We start from the raw sequence: 20297 nt of genomic DNA on the forward strand, positions 1-20297 counted from the left end.
TGTTTGGTTCTTAATTTTTTATGATCAAAAAGTATACCGAATTTGTAGACTAAAAAAGTGCTGTTTTAAGCCATTTTTAACATGTTTACTGAAATTGATTTAGTATTATTTTATATGTTTTTAACCAGATAAGAGTGTTTTTATCTTTTTCTTTTAATTTTTTTCATTCCAATAATAGCTGTCCGGATATATTCTGGTTCCAAAAACGGCTGTTCCCACCCTTACAATCGTTGAACCTTCTTCAATGGCTGTTTCCAGATCACCACTCATTCCCATGGAAAGTTCTTTCATTTCTATATTAGGAATATTTTCGAGAATGATTTCCTGCTGAATATTTTTAAGGATTTTAAAACACTTTCTTACCTTTTCTGTTTCTGCACTGAATAATCCGATGGTCATCAGACCTTTAATATTTAATGTAGAGAATTCAGCAACTTTTTTGGTCAGTTCAATAGCATTTTTCGGATCTACACCAAATTTACTTTCTTCATTGGAAGTATTCACCTGGATTAATACTTCGATGGTTTTGTTTTCAGCTAAAAGCCTTTGATGAAGTTTCTCAGCCAAATCCAGGCGGTCAAGAGACTGAACACACATTACTTCATATTTCAGAATATCTTTGATCTTATTGGTCTGGAGGTGTCCTATAAAATGATTGATATGTGGAATATCTTTTAATTCTTCATACTTCTCCTTCAGTTCCTGTACTTTGTTTTCTGCAATTAAAACCTGTCCGTTTTCAATAGCCACTTTAATACGTTCAGCAGAAACCGTTTTAGTTGCCAGTAAAAGTTTTACTTCATCTGGTTTTCTACCAGCTTTTTTACAGGCGTTTTTGATCCGGTTATTGATGATTTCAAGATTGTGAAGGATATCTTCTTTCATGATCGGGAGGTTTCTTTGGCTTCCAGTTTTTGTATTAAAGCAGCTTTTACAGATGTTAAAGCATGATCTTTGGCTTCGGCAAAAGAAATAGAATATTTCCTTTCAATGATTCTCATGTCTTCAGGGAACTGAGCCAATAATGTATCGTAGAATGAATCCAGAAATTCCACAGAAGGCATTTCATAATTGATTTTAAGCTGGAAACGTCTAAGTATCGCTGTGTCAATAATTTCGGCATGATTCGTTGCGCAGATAAGAAGAGCATTCTCAGGATAGTAATCAATAAGCTGGATTAAAGTATTTACCAGTCGTCTCATTTCTCCTACATCCTTATCATCACTGCCTCTTGCTTTCCCGATCTGGTCCAGTTCATCAAGAAAAAGTACACATCTTTCCCTTCCTGCTTTATCAAATATCATTTTTATATTCTGAGAAGTTTCGCCAATTCGCGATGAGACGATATTGCTTAAATTCAAAATGATAATATTCTTCCCAAGAGCCGTAGCAATGGCTTTAGCGGTCATTGTCTTACCACAGCCTGAACTTCCCTCAAGGAGAATCTTATTGTTTACAGGAAGACCATATTCCAGAAGTTCTTTGCTGTAAGTGTTTTCTTTGATAAGTTGAATAAGGGAATCCTTGTTACTTTTGCTGAGAAATACATCGTTTAGGTTTACCTGTTCTTTATCTTGAATAATGAGATTGTAAAGATTCATGATGATAATTAAATAAACAAAGATAAAGTTTTATTGAATGTAATATAGATCCTGAATCGGAATAAATAAGTGGTCCAGAGAGTAGGGGGTTATCCAGTCTTGTAATAAGAAAGAAAATAACTTTTGCAGTAAGCATAAAAAAAGAGAAGCTGAACGTAAGTTCGGCTTCTCTCTTGGATATTAAAATTTGTTATGAAACTAAGATCTTTTTGCTATGTTTTTGGGCCCTTTTACCCCATTGGTAAAAGAGCGATCTGATTTCTCAGAGTAAAAACATAAAACAATATAATTAGTATAGTTTTGCTATAGGCTTTTATTATTTATTTAATGATTAGTTTCTTTCTCTTATTACTGTCATGAAATATGATGAGAATACTACTAAACATGTTGCGATACCGATATAAGTTACCATTTTGTATTATTTTTAATTATTTGACTTTTTTTTATCAATCTTTCAATTGCAATATTACAACTTTCAAATCGCGTGCCAAAGCAAATCACTATGATGTATATCAGTGTGTTATGGGTGTTTTATTTAATTTTTAAGTGATTTTTTGTTTACAATGTGTTAATGTATTATTATGAATTTATTAATATATTTATTGTTCTGTCTTTAAAAAAATATGAAAACGTTAATCATTTGTTGACTTCTATATTGGAGTTGATAAAACAAATAATAAATAATGCATGGCATAATATTGAGTTCAGCCGCTAAAATGGGGTGCAAAATTTTAGCGTAAAACAGATTTCTATGTTAAGAAAATTTATTTCTAACGATGATTTTTGAACAAATATTTTTGTTAGTTGTCAGATTGTATGACATATTTTTTGTGTCAGAAGTAGAAAATAATGACAGTTTTCTATAGGTTTTTATGCCATTAAAACAAATTGAGGAGATTAAGTGTTTTAATGGTAGCCAGTTATTGGATTGTATATGATCGGATCGGGCATAGCGTTTCCATATACAAAAAATAAAGAATTTGGTTTTATTACTTTTGCAGAAAGAATACATCACATGGGACGCAGTTATATTTTTCTTGCCTTAGCAATTATATTTGAGATCATAGCAACTACATTTCTGAAAAAATCAGAAGAATTTTCAAAACTGTTGCCCTCTATTATTACTGTTGCAGGATACGCTTGTGCCTTTTATTTTTTAAGTTTAACCCTTCGTCAGATTCCTGTAGGAATTACTTATGCAATTTGGTCAGGTGTAGGAATTGTGTTTATAACAATGATTGGAATTATTGCATTCAAGCAGATTCCGGATTTACCAGCTATTATAGGAATTGCTTTAATTGTTATTGGAGTGATTGTTATCAACGTATTTTCAAAAATGGGAACACATTGATTTTTATCAAACGTTTATTATTACTTTATTCTGTGAATGCTGGTTTGGAAAAAATGAAATAGAAATATTTTATCATAAAAGATCTCTAAACTATTTTCAATGATGAAGTCAGAGTGACGGTCTTTATCTCCGGAAAAGTCTTCTTCCACAAATACAAACCATAGTTCAGAAAGTCCATATCTTTTCTTAAACTCTTCGGAAGTATTACAATCAGGAAATGAAGAATTTTTCATGTCATAAAAGAGAATTCCTTTCGAAAGCCCATCCTGCTCGATAATATTAATTGAATGATGAAGGTAATCAATCACCTTTATATTACTATCCAGACATTGCACGAAATGATGAAGATCAATCAGCTGTATTACCTTTTCTTCCTGTTGAGACTCTGTCATGAAAAAATATTTCGTTGTTATTTCCTGAGTTAATTCTTCAAAAACGGCTAATTCCATATACATTAATTAAACACTGCAAAGAAATAAACAATAGAGAAGCCTGAAATTGTTTTTATACGAAACGGCTTGTATTTTATACGAAATTTGTGAAGGACAATTGGTATAATAATATATAGGTTTTGTATAATATTATAGGTGCAACTTATGGTATTATCTATTTTTGTGAATGATATAATCCAATAATGATATGAAATACAGCCAATGGAAGTTTAAAGAGACACAGGCGATAGAATTTCTGGTGGAAGAACGATATAAGTACAGCAGACATCTGTTATTTCTGGTGTTCTTTTTCTTCTTGTTGTACAGTTCCAGATTCTGGCATTGGTATTCCGGAATGTATCAGTATTATGTACTGTTGTTTGTGTATTCCATATTAATAGCAATGGTTTACATCAATATTTATGTGCTGGTTCCAAGGTTTTTCTTTAAAACAAGATATATTAGCTATTTGGTAGTGCTTGTACTCATGGGAGTTGTGGGGCTTAATATCATCGGATACGGTTTTCGATCAGTTTTCGCCGAATTTAGAACGATAAGCTTTCCAAAAGAAACGGAAAAAGGAGGAATTTATGAAGGAATTCTGATGTGTATTCCTATTATTCTGACGACGACAACCGTTAAGCTCTTACAAAAATGGATCAATGATAATAAAAGAATCAATGAACTGAGTAATCTTACTTTAAATATGGAATTGAATGTTCTCAGAAATCAGATCAATCCACATTTCCTGTTTAATATGCTGAATAATGTAAAAGCACTCATAAGAACAGATCCAGCAAAAGCTTATGTCGTAATTGTCAAACTTTCAGAATTTCTACGGTATCAACTTTATGAAAACAGTGAAGAAAAAACTTTACTGACTTCTGAAATTGAATTTCTGTCTAATTTTTTAAACCTTGAAAAAATTAGACGTGAAAATTTTTCTTTCGATATTCATGTAGAAGCCGATAAGCGAACTTTAAATACTACATTTATTCCTCCAAACTTATTTACCACTTTTGTTGAAAATGCAGTAAAACATAGCGTAAATATTACAGGTGAAGAATCTTATGTAAAAGTAAATATAAAGATAGAAGACAAAAAGCTTAGTTTTATCTGTATAAATTCTAAAGATCCCGGATATGCTTTGGCTGATAAGAAAAGCAGCGGATTAGGATTGGCAAATATTAAACGAAGACTGGAACTTCTTTATAATGATAAATTTGAATTGAATACCATTTCTGAAGATAAAGAATATACTGTAATTTTAAAAATTTCTGTGTGATGAACTGTATTATAGTAGATGATGAACCCTTAGCAAGAGCAGAAATGCGGTCGTTGATCAATGAAACTTCAAAGATGGATATTCTTGGAGAGTTTTCCAATGCTCCGTCTGCCCTGGAATTCCTTAAAGATAATGATGCAGACCTTATTTTTCTTGATATTGAGATGCCAATGGTAACAGGGTTGGAGTTTGCCGAAATGCTTCCCAAAAGATCACTGATCATTTTTACCACTGCTTACTCTCAATATGCATTGAAAAGCTATGAACTGGAAGCTGTAGATTATCTTTTAAAACCGATTGATTCCCAAAGGCTGGAAAAAGCCATCAATAAAGCCATTCTATACACCGAACTTTTATCTAAGGACACCATAAAAAATACAATAGAATCCAACACTACAGATTTTTTATTCATTAAAGCAGACCGAAGGTTTTACAAAATCAGTTTTTCAGATATTAAATTTATAGAAGGACTTAAAGATTATGTTGTGATTCATACAAGACAACAAAAGCTTATCACAGCCATGAACCTGAAAACGATCCATCAGAAGGTATCCGAAGAAACCTTTATCCGGGTAAGCAAATCATATGTAGTGAATGCAGACTACATTGATTCATTTGATAATCATAGCATATATATTGATGAGTCGGAAATTCCGATCGGGGAGGTTTACAAAGCTGAGTTTTTTGCAAAATATGCAGGCGGATTTTTGGGAACAGATTGATGTTAATAAATAATAAATTCATCCAACTTTAGCTAAAACTTAAAATACTCTGGTTAATAAATATGTAAATATTATTCCATAAAAATAAAATTTGGAGTAATTTTGAAAAATGATGAATTTAAACCAGATTTTCACCAATCAACGTACAGGAAACAATCCACATACTAAAGCTTCAAGAACTGATTTTCAAAGAGATTTCGATAGAATTATCTTCTCATCTGCTTTCAGAAGATTGCAGAATAAAACTCAGGTTTTTCCTTTGCCGGGAAGTGTATTTGTACACAACAGGCTGACGCACTCTCTGGAAGTGTCGTCTGTGGGAAGAAGTTTAGGAAGTATTATTGGTGAATTTATTGCGGAGGACTATAAAAATGAACTTACAGAAGATTCAAAGAATTTTTATCTATATAATTTAGGAAACGTAATCGCTGCGGCATGTCTTTGTCATGATGTAGGAAATCCCGCTTTCGGACATTCCGGAGAAGATGCAATTGCAAGTTATTTCGAGAGAAATGAAAAAGATCTGAAAGCTAAATTCAATGAAAAAGAATGGGCAGATCTGGTGAATTTTGAAGGGAATGCAAATGCTATCAGAGTATTGGCTCAACAACAAAATGGAAAAGATGCAGGAGGAATTCAGCTGACTTTTTCTACATTGGCAAGTATTGCAAAATATCCTTGTGAAGCTGTAGCTAAGAAAAAAGGAATCATCCATAGAAAGAAATTCGGATTTTTCCAGAATGAAAAAGATATATTCCTTGAAATTGCAAAAGGAACACATCTTATTTCCGAATGTGAAGAACCTCATATCTTCAAAAGGCACCCATTTGTATGGCTGGTAGAAGCTGCTGATGATATTTGTTATAATATTATTGACATGGAAGACGCTCACAGACTTGGAATAGTCTCTACGTCCGACTGTGAAAACCTTTTCTTCGAATTGGTGAAGTCCGAAAGTAATGATATTGATAAAGTTAAAAACAAGCTGGCATCTATTTCCAACGAAAATGAAAAGATTTCCTATCTGAGAGCAAAAGCGATCAATGCATTGATCAATAAATCGCTTGAGAGCTATAAGCAGAATTTTGAAACGATTTTAGCAGGAAATCTTGATAAAGGATTGCTGGATATTTATAAATCTGAAAATAATGCTTTACAGGATATAGAATCTTTCTCCATTGAAAAAATTTACAATCATAAAGCTGTGGTGGAAATAGAGAATGCAGGTTACAACGTAATGTATGAATTATTGGATCACTTTATTCCATCCATTCTAAAGCCGGAAGATGATAGAAAATCTTACGATAAAAAAGCCCTGAAATTACTTCCAAGGCAGTTTGTATATGATAACGGAACAGATTACCAGAAAGTATTGGGAATCATTGATTTTGTTTCCGGAATGACAGATAATTATGCAACTGACCTTTATAGAAAGATAAAAGGGATAGAGATCGGTATGACGGTATAGTTTTAAAGTTTAAAGGGAGTTTTTGAAATGACAATTGTTCGTGGATATTCCGTTGTTATATCATAAAAAGTAGGATCAACAGCTTTTACAATAACTTCATCATTGATGAATTCAAAAACAATATTTTTGATGATAAGGCTGTTAGTTCCGCTGTTTTTAAAGTAAAAAGCTTTATTGAATTTTCCTTCTGCAATAAATGTTACTTTTTTATCTTTGGAAATAACCGTTTTCAGTTCGGTAATAAAAAATTCAGTTCTCTGGGTTGGATCTGTAATAAAAGGATTCAACATTTGCATAGGAAAAGAAAGTGCTATTTTGTCAGGCTTATCTATTGTTATAACAGATTCCATATAACTGAAATTATTCTGTTTTTGTTGCTGGGAGTCTTCATTTTTGAAGTTCTCAGTATAATAAACGCCGATATGAGTTTCTTTATCACCTAATAATTGAAGCGCAATTCCGGTAGAGAAAATATTTTCATTATTCTGCCTTAATGGAATCAAATCCAATCTTTGCGTCAGGCTGGTTCCTGTATTGCTGTAATTAGCCAGAGTAGTAGAATAAAAAACTTTTTCCGTTATTTTAAAAAGTTCCGTTATCATGCGGGACTTTTCGTATACAAACGTATTGTGACTTTTATCTTTATTCTGAAAAATAAGATTTCTGGTATGAGGATAATAAGGTTTACTTTGTTGTGCATTCAGGTTGCAAGCTGTCAAAGCAAGCATTAATAATGGAATTTTCATTGATATTAGTTTAGGTCATAAATATACTTGATTTAAAACTAAAGTATTATCTTTATCCTAATCAATATAAAAACTAAACTATGGGTATTTTTCTGGCACCCGTCATTATCCTCGGGTTAATCATTTTATTTGCTTCGTTTTTTGTGGTTAAGCAGGAAACAGCAGCTATCATAGAACGTTTTGGAAAATTCCAGGCGGTAAAACATTCCGGACTTCATCTTAAACTTCCAGTCATAGATCAGATTGCTAAAAGACTTAATCTTAGAATTCAGCAGCTGGATGTAATGATTGATACCAAAACTCTGGATAACGTTTTCATAAAAATGAAGATTTCGGTTCAGTATCAGGTGATCAGAAATCAGGTAGGAGATGCTTTCTATCGTTTGGAGAATCCTGAAAATCAAATTACTTCATTCGTTTTTGACGTAGTGCGTGCAGAAGTTCCAAAATTGAAGCTTGATGATGTCTTCGTAAGAAAAGATGATATTGCCGTTGCGGTAAAAAGTGAATTGCAGGAAGCGATGAACAGCTACGGATATGATATTATTAAAGCTTTGGTAACAGATATTGATCCGGATGAGCAGGTAAAACATGCTATGAACAGAATCAACGCTGCAGAACGGGAAAAAACAGCTGCAGAATATGAATCTGAAGCTCAAAGAATCAGAATTGTGGCTGTCGCAAAAGCCGAAGCTGAATCGAAAAAATTACAAGGACAAGGGATTGCAGATCAAAGAAGAGAAATTGCAAAAGGACTTGAAGAATCCGTAAGAATGCTTAATAACGTAGATATCAATTCACATGAAGCTTCCGCACTTATTGTGGTAACGCAACATTATGATACATTACATTCTGTAGGAGCGAGCAACCGAAGTAACCTGGTACTTCTTCCTAATTCACCCACTGCTGCGAGCGGAATGCTGAACGATCTTGTTGTAGCAATGACCACAGCGAATACAGTAGGGGAGGCAACCAAAGGAAAGTATCCTGAGCCACCACAAAAAGAATCGGGATATTAAAGAGAAAGAAAGTTAGAAGCTGGAAGAGAGAAGTTCTTGCTGTAGAAAGTAGAGAAACAGATCTGTTTTGTATATAACTTTTATGCAAACATCTTGCTAGTTTGATAGAGGTATTTTCAACCTTATATTAACTTCTATTCTATAAAACAAAAGCTTCAGATATTTCTGAAGCTTTTTTATTTCTATTTCTTTGTTTTAGAAACCTGTTCTACCAATGTATACTTAATAGAAGAAGCATCTGCCGGTGGATTAGCGATCTTTTCTGTTTTTACTTTCAGAACATATTCGTATCCTGGCTCATAAGTAAATCCTTCGATATTGCTGTAGAAATTTGTCCAGTTATCAGAAGCATTTTCTTTCACCTGCATACATTTCATACGTCCAGCTCCTGCTGAGCAATCTAAGGTTTCAGCACCTATGATAAGCGTTTTTTCATTCGCTGCGATTCCTTCTTTTTTAGTTTTGGAAACCTGCTTTACCAATGTGTATTTGATCGACGAACCATCAGCTGGTGGATTGGCGATTTTTTCTGTTTTTACCTTTAATACATATTCGTATCCCGGTTCGTAAGTAAATCCTTCAATGTTTGTGTAGAAGTTGGTCCAGTCTTCCGATGCCTTTTCTTTTACCTGCAGACATTTCATCGGAGCTACTCCTGTACAGTCTGCTGTTTGTGGTCCTACGATGAATGTTTTTTCATCAGCTGCGGATACCCCGGCAGTAGTTGTACATTGTGTCATTGCAAATAATGCTAATGCAGGCGCTGCCCCTTTTAGAATTGTTGCTATACTTTTCATAAACTTGATTTTAAAACCATACCTCGCAATTACCATGCCGAAGTTTTTCCGAATTAGCGGATTTCCGGTATTGTTTTTTAGTTTTTTAATCATTTAATTTGGCGTTTCCAATCAACGAAGTCAGGGGGAATAATATATTCAATATAATGATATGTGGTTCAGAAATATTGGAGGTCAGTAAATTATAAAGACAGAAAAGATTCCAAATTATATTCAGTTTTACAGTAAAATTAAAGAGTATGATTGAGGCTTCCGGAGTTTATATTTTAAAGGAAAGAAAAATGAATTTGAATTGATGAAAAAAATAATCGTATTAATTTCTGTTGTTTTTGTAACCGGTAGCATGTTTGCTCAAAAAACAGACAATGCTTTGCAGGGATATTTCGAGGAACAGGGAGACAAAACACTTTATCACTCGTTTAATTTTGATGGAAACGGAAGAATGGTAGGAGGAATGTCTAATGGACAGTATTTTACCAGAAATGATAGCTTGATTGTATTTCCAGATAAGGATGTGTTTATTTTTAAAATCAAGAAAAACAAACTGATTGGTATTTCCAATTGGGTGAAAGATGGTGTCTGGATTCGTAAAAAGAATGATAATGAGGTTAATAACAGAAAAAATCCTGTAGCATCTCAAAAAAAAGCGGCTCTGCTTGCTGGGTATTACGATAAAATCAAGAATATAACAGGTTTTGATGCTTTACTTTCCGACGACCTTCTTATTACAAGTGAAAGCTTTTGTAATCAAGGGTTGGCTAAAGCATGTCTGAATACGTTCGGATTAAAAATGATGAAATATACTCCTGGGGTTTTAAGCGGTCCGGAAAAAGTTAAAGAGAAGAAACTAAAACCACATCCGGAATTGATACAGCTTTCCAAGAGAATAATAAGTTTAGGAGATACCGAAGGATATAATGTTTTAGGAAGTTATTATTATCTTTTAGGACTTCGAGAAAAAGCTTTTGCAGTTTGGAGTGAAGGGGAGAAGCATGGAGATGCAGCATCAACTTTATCCAAAGGATTGATTGATTTTGGGGAGGAAATGGACAAAGAGGTTAAAAAAAGCAATAATAACAATAAAAAGAAGAAATGATGAGAATTGTACTTTCCTCAGTCTTGGTTTTAATGTGTGCTTCGTTTGGGAGTGCACAGAAGCTTAAAAAAGAAGATGTTGTAGGATTTTGGAAATTAAAAGAATCAGGCTTTTATGAAGGTAAAAAGAAAGAGAAGAAAGATTTTGATAACTGCCTTTTAATGAGAAATTATACAATAAGAGAAGATGGCTTTGCAATATATAACCGTATAGAAGGAAGTGTGGGAAACTGTATTCCTACTGAACCTTCTCTATCGTTCTGGAAAATTGTAGATAACAGAATTCAGTTTTATATAAATAAAGATACAATCATTGATGAGGTGGAGGTCACTTTGAATAGTGATAAAACGATTACTTTTACCAGTTATATTCCTCAACCGATTAAAGATAAAGATCCAAATTTGGAAAAGATGTTAAATACAATTTATTATGATGTGCTAGAAGCTTACTAGAAACTATTCTAACTTCATAATAAGATATATTTTAAACCATTAAGGATTAAAAAGAGGGAAGATTAAATGATCTCTTGCTTTGGTAATGAAGCTTATTCTTAATGTTTTGAATTAAACACAAATATCATAAATTCCTTTCAATAACAGTTATTGTGAATAAGTTTAAGCAATCTCAAGAGAATAAATTAATGTAGCTCTTGAGGTTGCTTATTTCTATCTTTAAACTTCTGCTTACCAATTAAAAGCTCAAAAAACAACCTGAAATCAGAAATTAAAGACCATAGCGGATATTTGAATGTGGCAGGTTTGTTTTTTTCAATAACGGCATGACTAAACCATGCGAATCCATAGCCTACAATTGGGATATACCATAGAAATCTTTCTTTTCCTGAGCTGATAACATATCCTATGACTACAAATACGAGAAGCGTACCGATAAAGTGGAAAATTCTGGTTCCGGTTTTACTGTGTTCTGTAAGGTAGAACTGATAAAATTCACTGTAAGTTTTAATTCTTTCAGACATGGTGGTGTTAGTTTGGTGTTTATCTGTGAGTTACAGCAATAACTCTGCCGATTTTCTAAATGTATAAAAAGCAAAAAGGGCAAAACTGTAAAAAGATAAATCAATATTCACTTTTTGCAGTTTTGCCCTTTTGAGGTAAGCAATTATGCTTTAATTATTTTTTAACTCTTTCCCAAGTTTACTGTTCTTATAACCATAGAAGAAGTAGATGACCATTCCGATCAGGAACCACATTCCAAACCAGAACCAGTTTTCATGGCTCATCCCTGTAAGAAGGTATAAACATGAGCTTAAACCTACTAATGGAATCAAGGAAAGGTTCTTTACAAAAGTCACTCCGCACATAATCAGGTTAAGGATAATGAAGAAGAATATGGATGCTCTGAACTCACCTTCTTTAGGATCTCCCCAGTTCATTAGTGTTTGGAAGAATTCCGGCTGCCAGAAGTAGAAAGCAATCAACCCACCGATGAAAACAATAGGGAAGATAAACTTACCATTGATGTAAGGCAGGTGAAATCTCCCTTTGATCTTTTCTTTTGCAGGAAGTACAAGAACTCCCGCACATACCAATACAAAAGCGAAAATAGTTCCGATACTTGTAAAGTCAAGGATGAACGTTTTATCCGTGAATAAAATTGGAATACCCACTACAATCCCTGTAACGATAGTTGCAAAGGAAGGCGTTTTATATTTTGGATGAATTTTAAGGAATTTCTGAGGCATTAATCCGTCACGGCTCATTGCGTACCAGATTCTTGGCTGTCCCATCTGAAACACCAGTAATACAGTGGTAATCGCTACAATCGCCACAAATGAAACTACAAGTTCCATCCACGCAACATTGGCATTGGTCTTTTCAAAGATAAAAGAAAGCGGATCTCCCACACCATCAAATTTTCTGTAATCTACCATACCTGTTAATACCAATGTAAGAGCAATATAGATCACTGTACATAATACAAGAGAAATGATCATCCCTTTAGGTAAAGTCTTTTGTGGGTCTTTTGTTTCTTCTGAAAGTACACTTAAGGCATCAAAACCTATATAAGCAAAGAAAACTCCTGATACGGCACTCATGACTCCCGTAAAGCCATTTGGCATGAATGAAGGGCTTCCTGTTACCGGGCTTATTGGTGTCCAGTTCTCTGTATTGATATAAGAGAAACCAACTAAAATAACCAATAGAATTACTCCCAATTTCAAGATTACCAGAGAGTTATTGAAGTTTTTGCTTTCCTTTACACCCACGTAGCAAAGCCATGTAATTAAACCATTAATAACCAAGGCTGGAACATCTACAATAAATTTTAAGTTCCCGATTAATGGTGCGTTTTTCCAAGCATTTAAGAGTTCTTTATTCTCAGAGCCATTTAAAAAGGCTTTTTTCGCTTCTGTATAACTACAAGTTAGATAATCTGGAATATGCATTCCCAAACGTCCCAGAAAACTGGTGAAATAATCGGACCAGGAAAAGGCAACGTAGATGTTTCCAAAGGAATATTCCATAATCAGTGCCCAGCCGATGATCCAGGCAATAAGTTCCCCGAAACTGGCATAAGCATACGTATACGCAGAGCCTGCTGTAGGGATTCTGCTGGCAAATTCAGCATAGCATAAAGCTGTAAATCCACAGGCAAAACCACAAATCAAATATAGAAGGATAACACCGGGACCACCTCTGAAAACGGCTTCTCCCAAACTACTAAAACTTCCTGCTCCTATTATCGCCGCAATACCAAAAAATACAATGTCCCATACACCTAAAACTCTTAAAAGCCCTGTTGACGTATCTGTATCCGAATAGATTTTTCTTCTAAAAAGTTGACTCATTCAATAACTATATTTGATTTGAAAAAAAACAAATGTAATGATAATTACAAAAGTATGTTAAAAAATAGCTAAATTTTCTATATTTTTCCTTAAACTCCCTTCACAGACTTGTTTAAGCAATAAGTTTTCAATACTTTCGTTGATATATTTAGACTAATTTTCTTATATCAAGAAGAATGAAATCAAAAAAAATACTTTTAGCGGCTGCTGTTATTTACTTCGGAATTACCGATGCCCAACAGTCCCAATATTTTACACAGAAAGAAAATTATAGATTCAATCTAGCTGAAAATCTTTACCAGACAAAAATATACAACGCTTCCCAATACGAATACGCAAGACAATATTTCTACAATCAGAATCTGTCTCGTTCGAAAAAGGAAGCGGCTCAGTTTTTTGACAATGTGATCGGAGTTATTCTCCAAAAAAATCACGCTGAGGAAGGATTAACAGCTTTTATGAAAGAATATCCGAATTCTGCTTATTTTGCGCAGGCTAATCTTCCTTTGGCTGATTACTATTTAGCAAAAAAAGACTTTGACAAGGCTTTGGAAACTCTGAAGAAGGTGAATCAATACCAGCTTTCAAAAGAAGAGAATACTCAGTATATTCTGAAATTGGGATACGCCAAGTTTATGATGGGAGACTCCAAAGGGGCTACCGATGCTCTTGAGGAGGCTTATAAAACGGCTGATCAGTCTCAAAAAGGAGATATTGCTTATATGCTTGGACATTTGTACTATAGCAACAGGCAGAATGATAAGGCTTTCCAATATTTTGATTCTGTTAAAGATCAGGATAAATTCTCAAAATTAGTACGTCCTTACTATGTACAGATGTATTATAATGATAAGAATTATGATAAAGCAATCTCTGAAGGAAACGCATTGTTAAATGAAAATATTTCAGAATCCTATAAAGCTGAGGTTCACAAGATCATTGGAGAAAGTTATTTCATGAAGAATGATTATACTTCAGCTTATCCCCACTTAAAGGATTATCTGAGTGTACAGCAGAATCCTTCTGAAAATGACCTTTATGAAATGGGATTTGTAGCGGCTCAGCTTAAAAAATATGATGAAGCCGTTTCTTATTATAATCAGCTTCTTAACAGTAATTCTGCATTGGCGCAGAATGCTTACTATCAATTAGGAAATGCATATTTAGCTGTTGATAAAAAGCAGGAAGCACTTTCTGCATTCCGTTCTTCTTATCAGATGGATTATGATGCAAAAGTGAAAAGACTTGCTCATGAACAGTATGCGAAATTAGGATATGATATCGGTAACCCGTTTGAAAATCCTTCATCAGTTATTCAAAACTATATTAATAATGATCAGAATGCAGCCAATGCTTCGGAAATGAGATCATTATTAGTAAAATCATACTTGTATTCCGGGAACTATAAGGAAACATTGAACGCAATCGACAAATTGCAAAGTTCAACTCCTGACATCAATAAAGTGGATCAGGAAGTTTCTTACCTTTTGGGAACAGAAGAGTTCAACAAAGGAAATTATGATGAAGCTGAAAAATATTTCTTAAGAAGTTTAGGCTTTAATATTAATAAAGAATTCAATAGCAGAGCTTTGTATTGGCTGGCTCAGGTATATTACCAGAAAGGTAACTATCCGTCTGCGATTGCTCGTTATGAAAAACTTCTTAATGAAACTTTCCCTGAAAAACAGCAGTTGCCTTATGATTTAGGATATGCTTATTTCAAGGCTAAAAAGTTCGATCAGGCGGCAACATATTTTAAGCAGTACCTTGCCAATCCAAAACCAGAGTTTAAAAATGATGCAGAACTTCGTTTAGCAGATATTCATTATGCCAACAATGATCTGAACGAAGCAATTGCTATCTATGATAAAAATGAAGACGCTACAGACTATACTTTATATCAAAAAGCAATGGCTTTAGGATTTAAAGGAGATACTCAGGCAAAAATCAATAACCTTAAAAATCTTTTATCAAAATATCCAAGCTCTGAATATTATGATGATGCTCAATATGAAATAGGAACTGCTTATGCAGCTCAGGATGATTTTGCGAACTCCAATGATTACTTCGGAAAAGTGATTAAAGGTTCTTCAGACAAAGACCTGATTGCTAATGCATCTATTTACAGAGCACAGAATTTTATTGATCAGAACCAGAATGACAAGGCTCTTTCTGAACTGAAATCTTTAGGCGAACAATATAAAAATACAGCGTACGCTTCAAAAATCGTTCAGGCTGCAAAACCTATTTTCACGAAAAACGGAGATGTTTCAGGATATGAAAACTTTGCGAGAAATATTGGTGTAAATGTGGATGCTTCCGAAATAGATGAGATCAACCTTTCTACCGGGAAACAGTATTTCGCGAAGAAAGACTACAAGAATGCTATTTCTTACTATGAAAAGTACCTGACTCAAAATCCAACAGGAGAAGGACTTTATCAGGCTAAATACGAGCTTGGGGAAAGTTATTATCAAACCAATAATTCAACAAAAGCACTTCTTGTGTTACAGGAAGTAGCAGGAATACAGAACGATTATCAGGATGATGCTCAGACTCGTCTGGCTCAAATCTTTATTGCACAAGGAAACACTACTGAGGCTAAGAAATATCTTGAAGGGATTAGAAACTCTTCCAATATCAGCATTAAAAACTATACAAACGTTGAGCTGATGAAATTGTATGCAGAAGAAAAGAACTTCTCTGAAGCTGAAAAGCTTGCCAATGCAGTGATAGCAAACTCTAAAAATTCCGCAGCTGTTATTGAAACAGCGAAAGTAATTAAGGCGAGAAGCTTGATGAATTCAGGAAAAGATAAAGATGCTCAGACTGCTTATACTTCTCTTGAAAAATCATCCAATACTTCTGTAGCAGCGGAAGCATTATATGCAAAAGCTTATTATCAGAATAAAGGAAAAGCGTTCAAGTCTTCCAATGAGACGATCTTTAAACTTGCCAATAACTATGCATCTGAAGAGTTTTGGGGTGCCAAGGCATTGGTATTGATGGCTAAGAACTATATCGGGCTGAAGGATAATTACCAGGCAAGTTATACATGTGACCAGATTATTGCAAACTATAAGGATTTCCCTGAAATTGTTGCAGAGGCAAAAGAGGTTAAAAAACAGATTAAAAAATAAATCAGGGAAATGTTTAAAGTTGTAACATATTCTTTTTTGGTTTCGGCTTCATTATGGAGTTGTATTCCTGCTTATAGTGTAACTTCTAAAGAATACAGGAAAGCAAAGGCAGATTTTCCTAAGCAAAAGGTTTTTGTTGCGAATAAAGAACTTACGAAAGAATATAAGATTTTAAAGCATTCCAATATTTATGAAGTTGTAGAGGACAGTACAAATGCAGCGAAATTAACATTACATCCAATGAAAATTTATACTCCTTCGTGTGGAAATCCCATTATTGGGAGTGTGATTACAGTAGGTCTGCTACCATCTGTATTTCCTTATGATGTTTCTTACAGCTATGATATTGCTGAGAATAATACAACGAAAAATAATCAATACAATTTACAAGTTTATCAAAGCTTTTGGCTGTTTAATATATTCAGAATAGGCAAAACTTTTTCAAAACAGTCAGGGAAAGCATTGTTGGGAAGTTATATTGCTTCCAATAAATAGATCCCGTTATATTTTTCAAATTAAGAAAATATGAACAAGAAAATTCAATTATTATCCATATTATTTTTAGGGATTTCGTCAGTGGCGTTTTCCCAGATCAAGGAGGAGAAACTGGTTCTTAATAAAAAACGAGAGCCGGAAGTGAAGAAGATTGAAAAGAAGAAAACTTCTGTGGAAACCATTAAAAACTATCCGCCGGAAGAAAAGTCTCAGAACCCTGTGAAATATAGCATCACAGACGTTCCTGCGGTTTCTGATTTCAAAACTTCAACGATCCAGGGAGAAGATGTAGCTCCAAAATTTGAAGGAACAGCTCAGAATAACTACGTTCAGTTTGGAATGGGGAATTACGGAAAAATCCTTTTGGACGGAAATGTTTCCAAAACCCTTGAAAACAAATTTGAAGTAGGAGCAGATGTTCATTTACTTTCTACAAGTGGTCTTAAAAAAGATTACGACTGGAAATCAAAACAGACTTCTGCAACCATTGGAGCTTTCCTTAATTCTTACGGAGAAAAAGGGAAATTCAATATCAATGCTGAGTATGGGTTAAATAATTATAATTACTACGGTATTTACGCTTTACAGCCATCAGGAGATGTTGATTTGAAGCAAAAGGTTAATCAGTTTAAGGTTAATGGATACTACGATTTTTATTCTAATGAGATTTTAAATGATGTAAGAGTGAAGTCTTCGTTCTTAAAGGATCATTTTGATGCTCAGGAAAATCAGGTTTCCATTCTTGCTAACCTTTCTAAGCATGCTGTAGAATTAGGGAAATCAGGAATCAATCTGAATGCTGATTTGGGAGTAGGTTTAGAAGCGGTAAAAACAGATTTTGAGATAGGAAACAAGAACTCTTCCAACTTCTTTAATACCAGCTTAGTTCCAAAAGTGACCTTCAGAAAAGGAGAGTCTTATTTAACATTGGGATCTTCATTCTCTTTCCTGAATGCTAAGAATTCCAATATCCAGATGGAACAAATGAAAAACAATAAGACCTATTGGTTCCCACAAGCAGAATTTCAGGTTGCAGCTGCTAAAGAATTTAAATTCTATGGTGGGGTAGACGGAGGTCTTAAACTAAATACTTACGGAGATCTTTTACAGGCGAATCCGTATATTATATCAGATCAGTATTTAAAGCCAACAGAGACAAAATATCACTTCTATGTAGGTTTGAGAGGAGATATCGATGAAACTTTAAAATATGACTTCTCTGCAGGTTTCGGAAAGATGAAAGACATTATGTTCTTCAAGGCAAATACCCTTTTTGACAATGTTTATACTCTTAACCGTTCTGCTTATGATTTTGCCAATACATTTACTGCGGTATATGATGATGGTAATGTAAGTGATATCAAGGGAAGTGTACAGTATTTCCCACTGGAAAACTTAATGATTGATGGAGAAGTAAGGTTTACAAAGTATAATTTAAAGAATTTTGAGAACATTTATAACGTTCCTTTACTAAATGCAAGTATCGGAGCTAAATATACAATGTTGGATAAGAAATTATTGTTAGGCTTCAAAGGAATCTTTGCAAGTGACAGAACAACAAATTCTTATGCTATCGAAGGAGTAGGAGGTCCGAACATGATTTTCCAGTCTACGGAAAATACTAACGATAAAGTTGGTGGTTATGCGGATTTAAATCTTTCTGCGGAGTATAAAATTCACAAAAATTTCAGTATTTTCGCACTCGGAAATAATCTTCTAAGCTCAAAGTACCAGACATACAAAGGATATAAAGTCCTGGGTGCTCAGATTCTGGGAGGAGTAAAGATCACTTTCTAAATTACAAAGTAATAAGCAATGAATGATAGGTAATTTTGAAATTACTCATTACTTATCATTCATTCCTCATGAATACGGCTGCATAGTTTAATGGATAGAACTTCGGATTTCGGCTCCGACAGTGAGGGTTCGAATCCTTCTGCGGTCACAAAAGCTCCTTTTTTAGGGGCTTTTTTTGTATATACCCCTGGGTTCCCAATACTATTTTTTTTGAAGAATTGTACACAGAATTGATTGATTTTGAATGGATAATACGTGTTTCTGTAAATGAAAATCAATTATTATTAAATCAGAAAGCAGCAATGGGGAAAAGTTTTTGCTAAATTTGGAATATCGGTTTCATAAAGAAGATTTGTAATAAAAATATAACCGGATTACGAATTTAAAAACGATAACAACTAATAATTCCAAAAGAAAACCTATTTTCAAATAATGAATATTGACAATCAAATATTATTTTTTTTAAGCGCTATCGGTGTTTTCAATAGTGTTATTTTGGGGTTTTATTTTTTATTCTTCAAAAGAAATAAAGTAATATCTGATGTATTTTTAGGGCTTTTATTATTGTCTTTAAGTACAAGGATCGGAAAATCTGTATTTTATAATTTTAATCCACAGTTGTCAAAAACGTATTTACAAATAGGTTTGTCAGCTTGTTTTTTAATTGGTCCTTTATTGTATTTTTTTGTTAGATCAATACTACAAAATCTTAATTATTCTTTTGCAAAATATAGTCTCATTTTTATCATTATAATGATAAGTATTTTTGGATTTCTTTTTCCATACAAGGAAAATCCTGAGATATGGAGAAGAATAATTTATTATTTTATAAATATTCAATGGTTTATTTTTATTGTATTATCTATTTATGAGGCAAGGCAAATTTTCAGGAAATTAGTAACCCATCGTACCCAAATTAGTTATCAGGAAACCTGGATATTATCAGTGATTTGTGGTGTTTTTGCCATTTGGCTTTCCTACACTTTATCTAGATATACTTCCTATATTTCTGGGGCTTTGACTTTTTCTTTCAGCTTTTATATTTCTTTCCTTCTGATTTATTATGCAAAAAACAAAGCGTTAGTTCCTGTTACCAATAAAGAAAAATACATCAACAAAATAGATGAAAAGCTCGTAAAGGAAATTCAGGAAAAAATTAATATACTTTTTGAAACAAGAAAAATTTATACTAATCCTGATCTCACATTATCCATTTTAGCCAAAGAATTAAATATTCGTCCTCAATTACTATCACAATTTATTAATGATAATTTGAATAAAAGTTTTACTCAGTTCATCAATGAATATCGAATTGATGAAGCAAAAAGACTATTAAAGGAAAGTACTCAGCTGAAAATAGATGCTGTGGGTTTTGAATCCGGGTTTAATTCGAGCAGTACATTTTATAGTTCATTTAAAAAAATCACCGGAATGACACCTTCCAATTACCAAAAAACATAATTTTTACTCCTAAAATATACATTCGTACTTCATGATGATAAACTTGGAATGATTTAAAAGGCAAGCAATATATTTTTGC

General features: G+C 33.5%; 18 protein-coding genes and 1 tRNA gene. 12 read left to right on the plus strand and 7 right to left on the minus strand.

All coding sequences use genetic code 11. From position 1 onward, the window contains the following. Positions 1-153 precede the first annotated feature (153 nt). On the minus strand, positions 154-885 hold the full coding sequence (locus BW983_RS03360) for a YggS family pyridoxal phosphate-dependent enzyme (protein ID WP_076549925.1): 732 nt from the start codon (positions 883-885) through the stop codon (positions 154-156). Continuing rightward, positions 882-1601: an AAA family ATPase gene (locus BW983_RS03365; RefSeq protein ID WP_076549926.1), complete on the minus strand. Its 720-nt coding sequence runs from the start codon at positions 1599-1601 to the stop codon at positions 882-884. The genes BW983_RS03360 and BW983_RS03365 overlap by 4 nt, the downstream gene beginning before the upstream one ends. 1015 nt (positions 1602-2616) lie before the next feature. Between BW983_RS03365 and BW983_RS03370 the strand changes: the two genes are divergently transcribed. Further along, positions 2617-2952, plus strand: a complete 336-nt coding sequence (locus tag BW983_RS03370) for a DMT family transporter (protein WP_076550823.1) — start codon at positions 2617-2619, stop codon at positions 2950-2952. 20 nt (positions 2953-2972) lie between these two features. Here BW983_RS03370 and BW983_RS03375 read toward each other — a convergent pair whose 3' ends face one another. Next, complete coding sequence (locus tag BW983_RS03375) at positions 2973-3401, minus strand: hypothetical protein (protein ID WP_076549928.1); 429 nt, start codon at positions 3399-3401, stop codon at positions 2973-2975. 190 nt (positions 3402-3591) lie between these two features. On the opposite strand from BW983_RS03375, the gene BW983_RS03380 reads away from it, so the two are divergent. From BW983_RS03380 to BW983_RS03390, 3 genes are all read left to right on the plus strand, one after another. Continuing rightward, positions 3592-4668 (plus strand): sensor histidine kinase, encoded by a 1077-nt coding sequence (locus BW983_RS03380; RefSeq protein WP_076549929.1) that lies wholly within the window; start codon positions 3592-3594, stop codon positions 4666-4668. Next, the gene (locus tag BW983_RS03385) at positions 4668-5390 is read left to right on the plus strand and encodes a LytR/AlgR family response regulator transcription factor (RefSeq protein WP_076549931.1); all 723 of its coding nucleotides are present in this window, start codon (positions 4668-4670) and stop codon (positions 5388-5390) included. Before BW983_RS03380 ends, BW983_RS03385 begins: the two co-directional genes overlap by 1 nt. Before the next feature lie 112 nt (positions 5391-5502). Continuing rightward, the gene (locus BW983_RS03390; RefSeq protein ID WP_076550826.1) at positions 5503-6858 is read left to right on the plus strand and encodes a deoxyguanosinetriphosphate triphosphohydrolase; all 1356 of its coding nucleotides are present in this window, start codon (positions 5503-5505) and stop codon (positions 6856-6858) included. A 2-nt stretch (positions 6859-6860) separates the two neighbouring features. On the opposite strand, the gene BW983_RS03395 is transcribed toward BW983_RS03390, so the two are convergent. Further along, a complete protein-coding gene (locus BW983_RS03395) occupies positions 6861-7604 on the minus strand; it encodes a hypothetical protein (RefSeq protein WP_076549932.1) in 744 nt (247 codons plus the stop codon). 80 nt (positions 7605-7684) lie between these two features. On the opposite strand from BW983_RS03395, the gene BW983_RS03400 reads away from it, so the two are divergent. Continuing rightward, positions 7685-8623 (plus strand): SPFH domain-containing protein, encoded by a 939-nt coding sequence (locus BW983_RS03400; protein ID WP_076549934.1) that lies wholly within the window; start codon positions 7685-7687, stop codon positions 8621-8623. 182 nt (positions 8624-8805) lie between these two features. Here the strand turns inward: BW983_RS03400 and BW983_RS24305 are convergent, their stop codons facing one another. After that, positions 8806-9420, minus strand: a complete 615-nt coding sequence (locus tag BW983_RS24305) for a DUF4377 domain-containing protein (RefSeq protein ID WP_228393926.1) — start codon at positions 9418-9420, stop codon at positions 8806-8808. Positions 9421-9715: 295 nt separating this feature from the next. Here BW983_RS24305 and BW983_RS03415 point away from each other — a divergent pair, with 295 nt between their 5' ends. Next, positions 9716-10516 (plus strand): hypothetical protein, encoded by an 801-nt coding sequence (locus BW983_RS03415; RefSeq protein ID WP_076549935.1) that lies wholly within the window; start codon positions 9716-9718, stop codon positions 10514-10516. Further along, positions 10513-10968 (plus strand): lipocalin-like domain-containing protein, encoded by a 456-nt coding sequence (locus BW983_RS03420; protein WP_084184291.1) that lies wholly within the window; start codon positions 10513-10515, stop codon positions 10966-10968. The genes BW983_RS03415 and BW983_RS03420 overlap by 4 nt, the downstream gene beginning before the upstream one ends. 185 nt (positions 10969-11153) lie before the next feature. On the opposite strand, the gene BW983_RS03425 is transcribed toward BW983_RS03420, so the two are convergent. Together BW983_RS03425 and BW983_RS03430 are read right to left on the minus strand one after the other, a co-directional pair. Further along, positions 11154-11492 carry an Mpo1-like protein gene (locus BW983_RS03425; protein ID WP_076549937.1) on the minus strand — a complete coding sequence of 113 codons (339 nt, stop codon included), beginning with the start codon at positions 11490-11492 and terminating at the stop codon, positions 11154-11156. A 150-nt stretch (positions 11493-11642) separates the two neighbouring features. Further along, positions 11643-13325 (minus strand): APC family permease, encoded by a 1683-nt coding sequence (locus BW983_RS03430; protein WP_076549938.1) that lies wholly within the window; start codon positions 13323-13325, stop codon positions 11643-11645. A gap of 176 nt (positions 13326-13501) precedes the next feature. On the opposite strand from BW983_RS03430, the gene BW983_RS03435 reads away from it, so the two are divergent. From BW983_RS03435 to BW983_RS03455, 5 genes are all read left to right on the plus strand, one after another. After that, a complete protein-coding gene (locus tag BW983_RS03435) occupies positions 13502-16465 on the plus strand; it encodes a tetratricopeptide repeat protein (RefSeq protein WP_076549940.1) in 2964 nt (987 codons plus the stop codon). Positions 16466-16474: 9 nt separating this feature from the next. Further along, entirely contained in the window at positions 16475-16960 is a 486-nt protein-coding gene (locus tag BW983_RS03440; RefSeq protein WP_076549941.1) for a hypothetical protein, read from the plus strand. 30 nt (positions 16961-16990) lie between these two features. After that, the gene (locus BW983_RS03445; RefSeq protein WP_076549943.1) at positions 16991-18757 is read left to right on the plus strand and encodes a TonB-dependent receptor; all 1767 of its coding nucleotides are present in this window, start codon (positions 16991-16993) and stop codon (positions 18755-18757) included. A 76-nt stretch (positions 18758-18833) separates the two neighbouring features. Beyond that, positions 18834-18905 (plus strand) — tRNA-Arg (locus tag BW983_RS03450). 605 nt (positions 18906-19510) lie between these two features. Further along, positions 19511-20218 (plus strand): AraC family transcriptional regulator, encoded by a 708-nt coding sequence (locus tag BW983_RS03455; protein ID WP_167369953.1) that lies wholly within the window; start codon positions 19511-19513, stop codon positions 20216-20218. The last annotated feature ends 79 nt before the right edge of the window (positions 20219-20297 follow it).

Origin of the sequence: Chryseobacterium ureilyticum, from assembly GCF_900156735.1 — a bacterium.
Classification (GTDB): Bacteria; Bacteroidota; Bacteroidia; order Flavobacteriales; family Weeksellaceae; genus Chryseobacterium; species Chryseobacterium ureilyticum.

Excerpts from the sequence above, each read along its gene's own strand:
- BW983_RS03360 (WP_076549925.1), bottom strand. The coding sequence starts at position 885 with ATGAAAGAAGATATCCTTCACAATCTTGAAATCATCAATAACCGGATC.
- BW983_RS03365 (WP_076549926.1), bottom strand. The coding sequence starts at position 1,601 with ATGAATCTTTACAATCTCATTATTCAAGATAAAGAACAGGTAAACCTA.
- BW983_RS03370 (WP_076550823.1), top strand. The coding sequence starts at position 2,617 with ATGGGACGCAGTTATATTTTTCTTGCCTTAGCAATTATATTTGAGATC.
- BW983_RS03375 (WP_076549928.1), bottom strand. The coding sequence starts at position 3,401 with ATGGAATTAGCCGTTTTTGAAGAATTAACTCAGGAAATAACAACGAAA.
- BW983_RS03380 (WP_076549929.1), top strand. The coding sequence starts at position 3,592 with ATGAAATACAGCCAATGGAAGTTTAAAGAGACACAGGCGATAGAATTT.
- BW983_RS03385 (WP_076549931.1), top strand. The coding sequence starts at position 4,668 with ATGAACTGTATTATAGTAGATGATGAACCCTTAGCAAGAGCAGAAATG.
- BW983_RS03390 (WP_076550826.1), top strand. The coding sequence starts at position 5,503 with ATGAATTTAAACCAGATTTTCACCAATCAACGTACAGGAAACAATCCA.
- BW983_RS03395 (WP_076549932.1), bottom strand. The coding sequence starts at position 7,604 with ATGAAAATTCCATTATTAATGCTTGCTTTGACAGCTTGCAACCTGAAT.
- BW983_RS03400 (WP_076549934.1), top strand. The coding sequence starts at position 7,685 with ATGGGTATTTTTCTGGCACCCGTCATTATCCTCGGGTTAATCATTTTA.
- BW983_RS24305 (WP_228393926.1), bottom strand. The coding sequence starts at position 9,420 with ATGAAAAGTATAGCAACAATTCTAAAAGGGGCAGCGCCTGCATTAGCA.
- BW983_RS03415 (WP_076549935.1), top strand. The coding sequence starts at position 9,716 with ATGAAAAAAATAATCGTATTAATTTCTGTTGTTTTTGTAACCGGTAGC.
- BW983_RS03420 (WP_084184291.1), top strand. The coding sequence starts at position 10,513 with ATGATGAGAATTGTACTTTCCTCAGTCTTGGTTTTAATGTGTGCTTCG.
- BW983_RS03425 (WP_076549937.1), bottom strand. The coding sequence starts at position 11,492 with ATGTCTGAAAGAATTAAAACTTACAGTGAATTTTATCAGTTCTACCTT.
- BW983_RS03430 (WP_076549938.1), bottom strand. The coding sequence starts at position 13,325 with ATGAGTCAACTTTTTAGAAGAAAAATCTATTCGGATACAGATACGTCA.
- BW983_RS03435 (WP_076549940.1), top strand. The coding sequence starts at position 13,502 with ATGAAATCAAAAAAAATACTTTTAGCGGCTGCTGTTATTTACTTCGGA.
- BW983_RS03440 (WP_076549941.1), top strand. The coding sequence starts at position 16,475 with ATGTTTAAAGTTGTAACATATTCTTTTTTGGTTTCGGCTTCATTATGG.
- BW983_RS03445 (WP_076549943.1), top strand. The coding sequence starts at position 16,991 with ATGAACAAGAAAATTCAATTATTATCCATATTATTTTTAGGGATTTCG.
- BW983_RS03455 (WP_167369953.1), top strand. The coding sequence starts at position 19,511 with ATGATAAGTATTTTTGGATTTCTTTTTCCATACAAGGAAAATCCTGAG.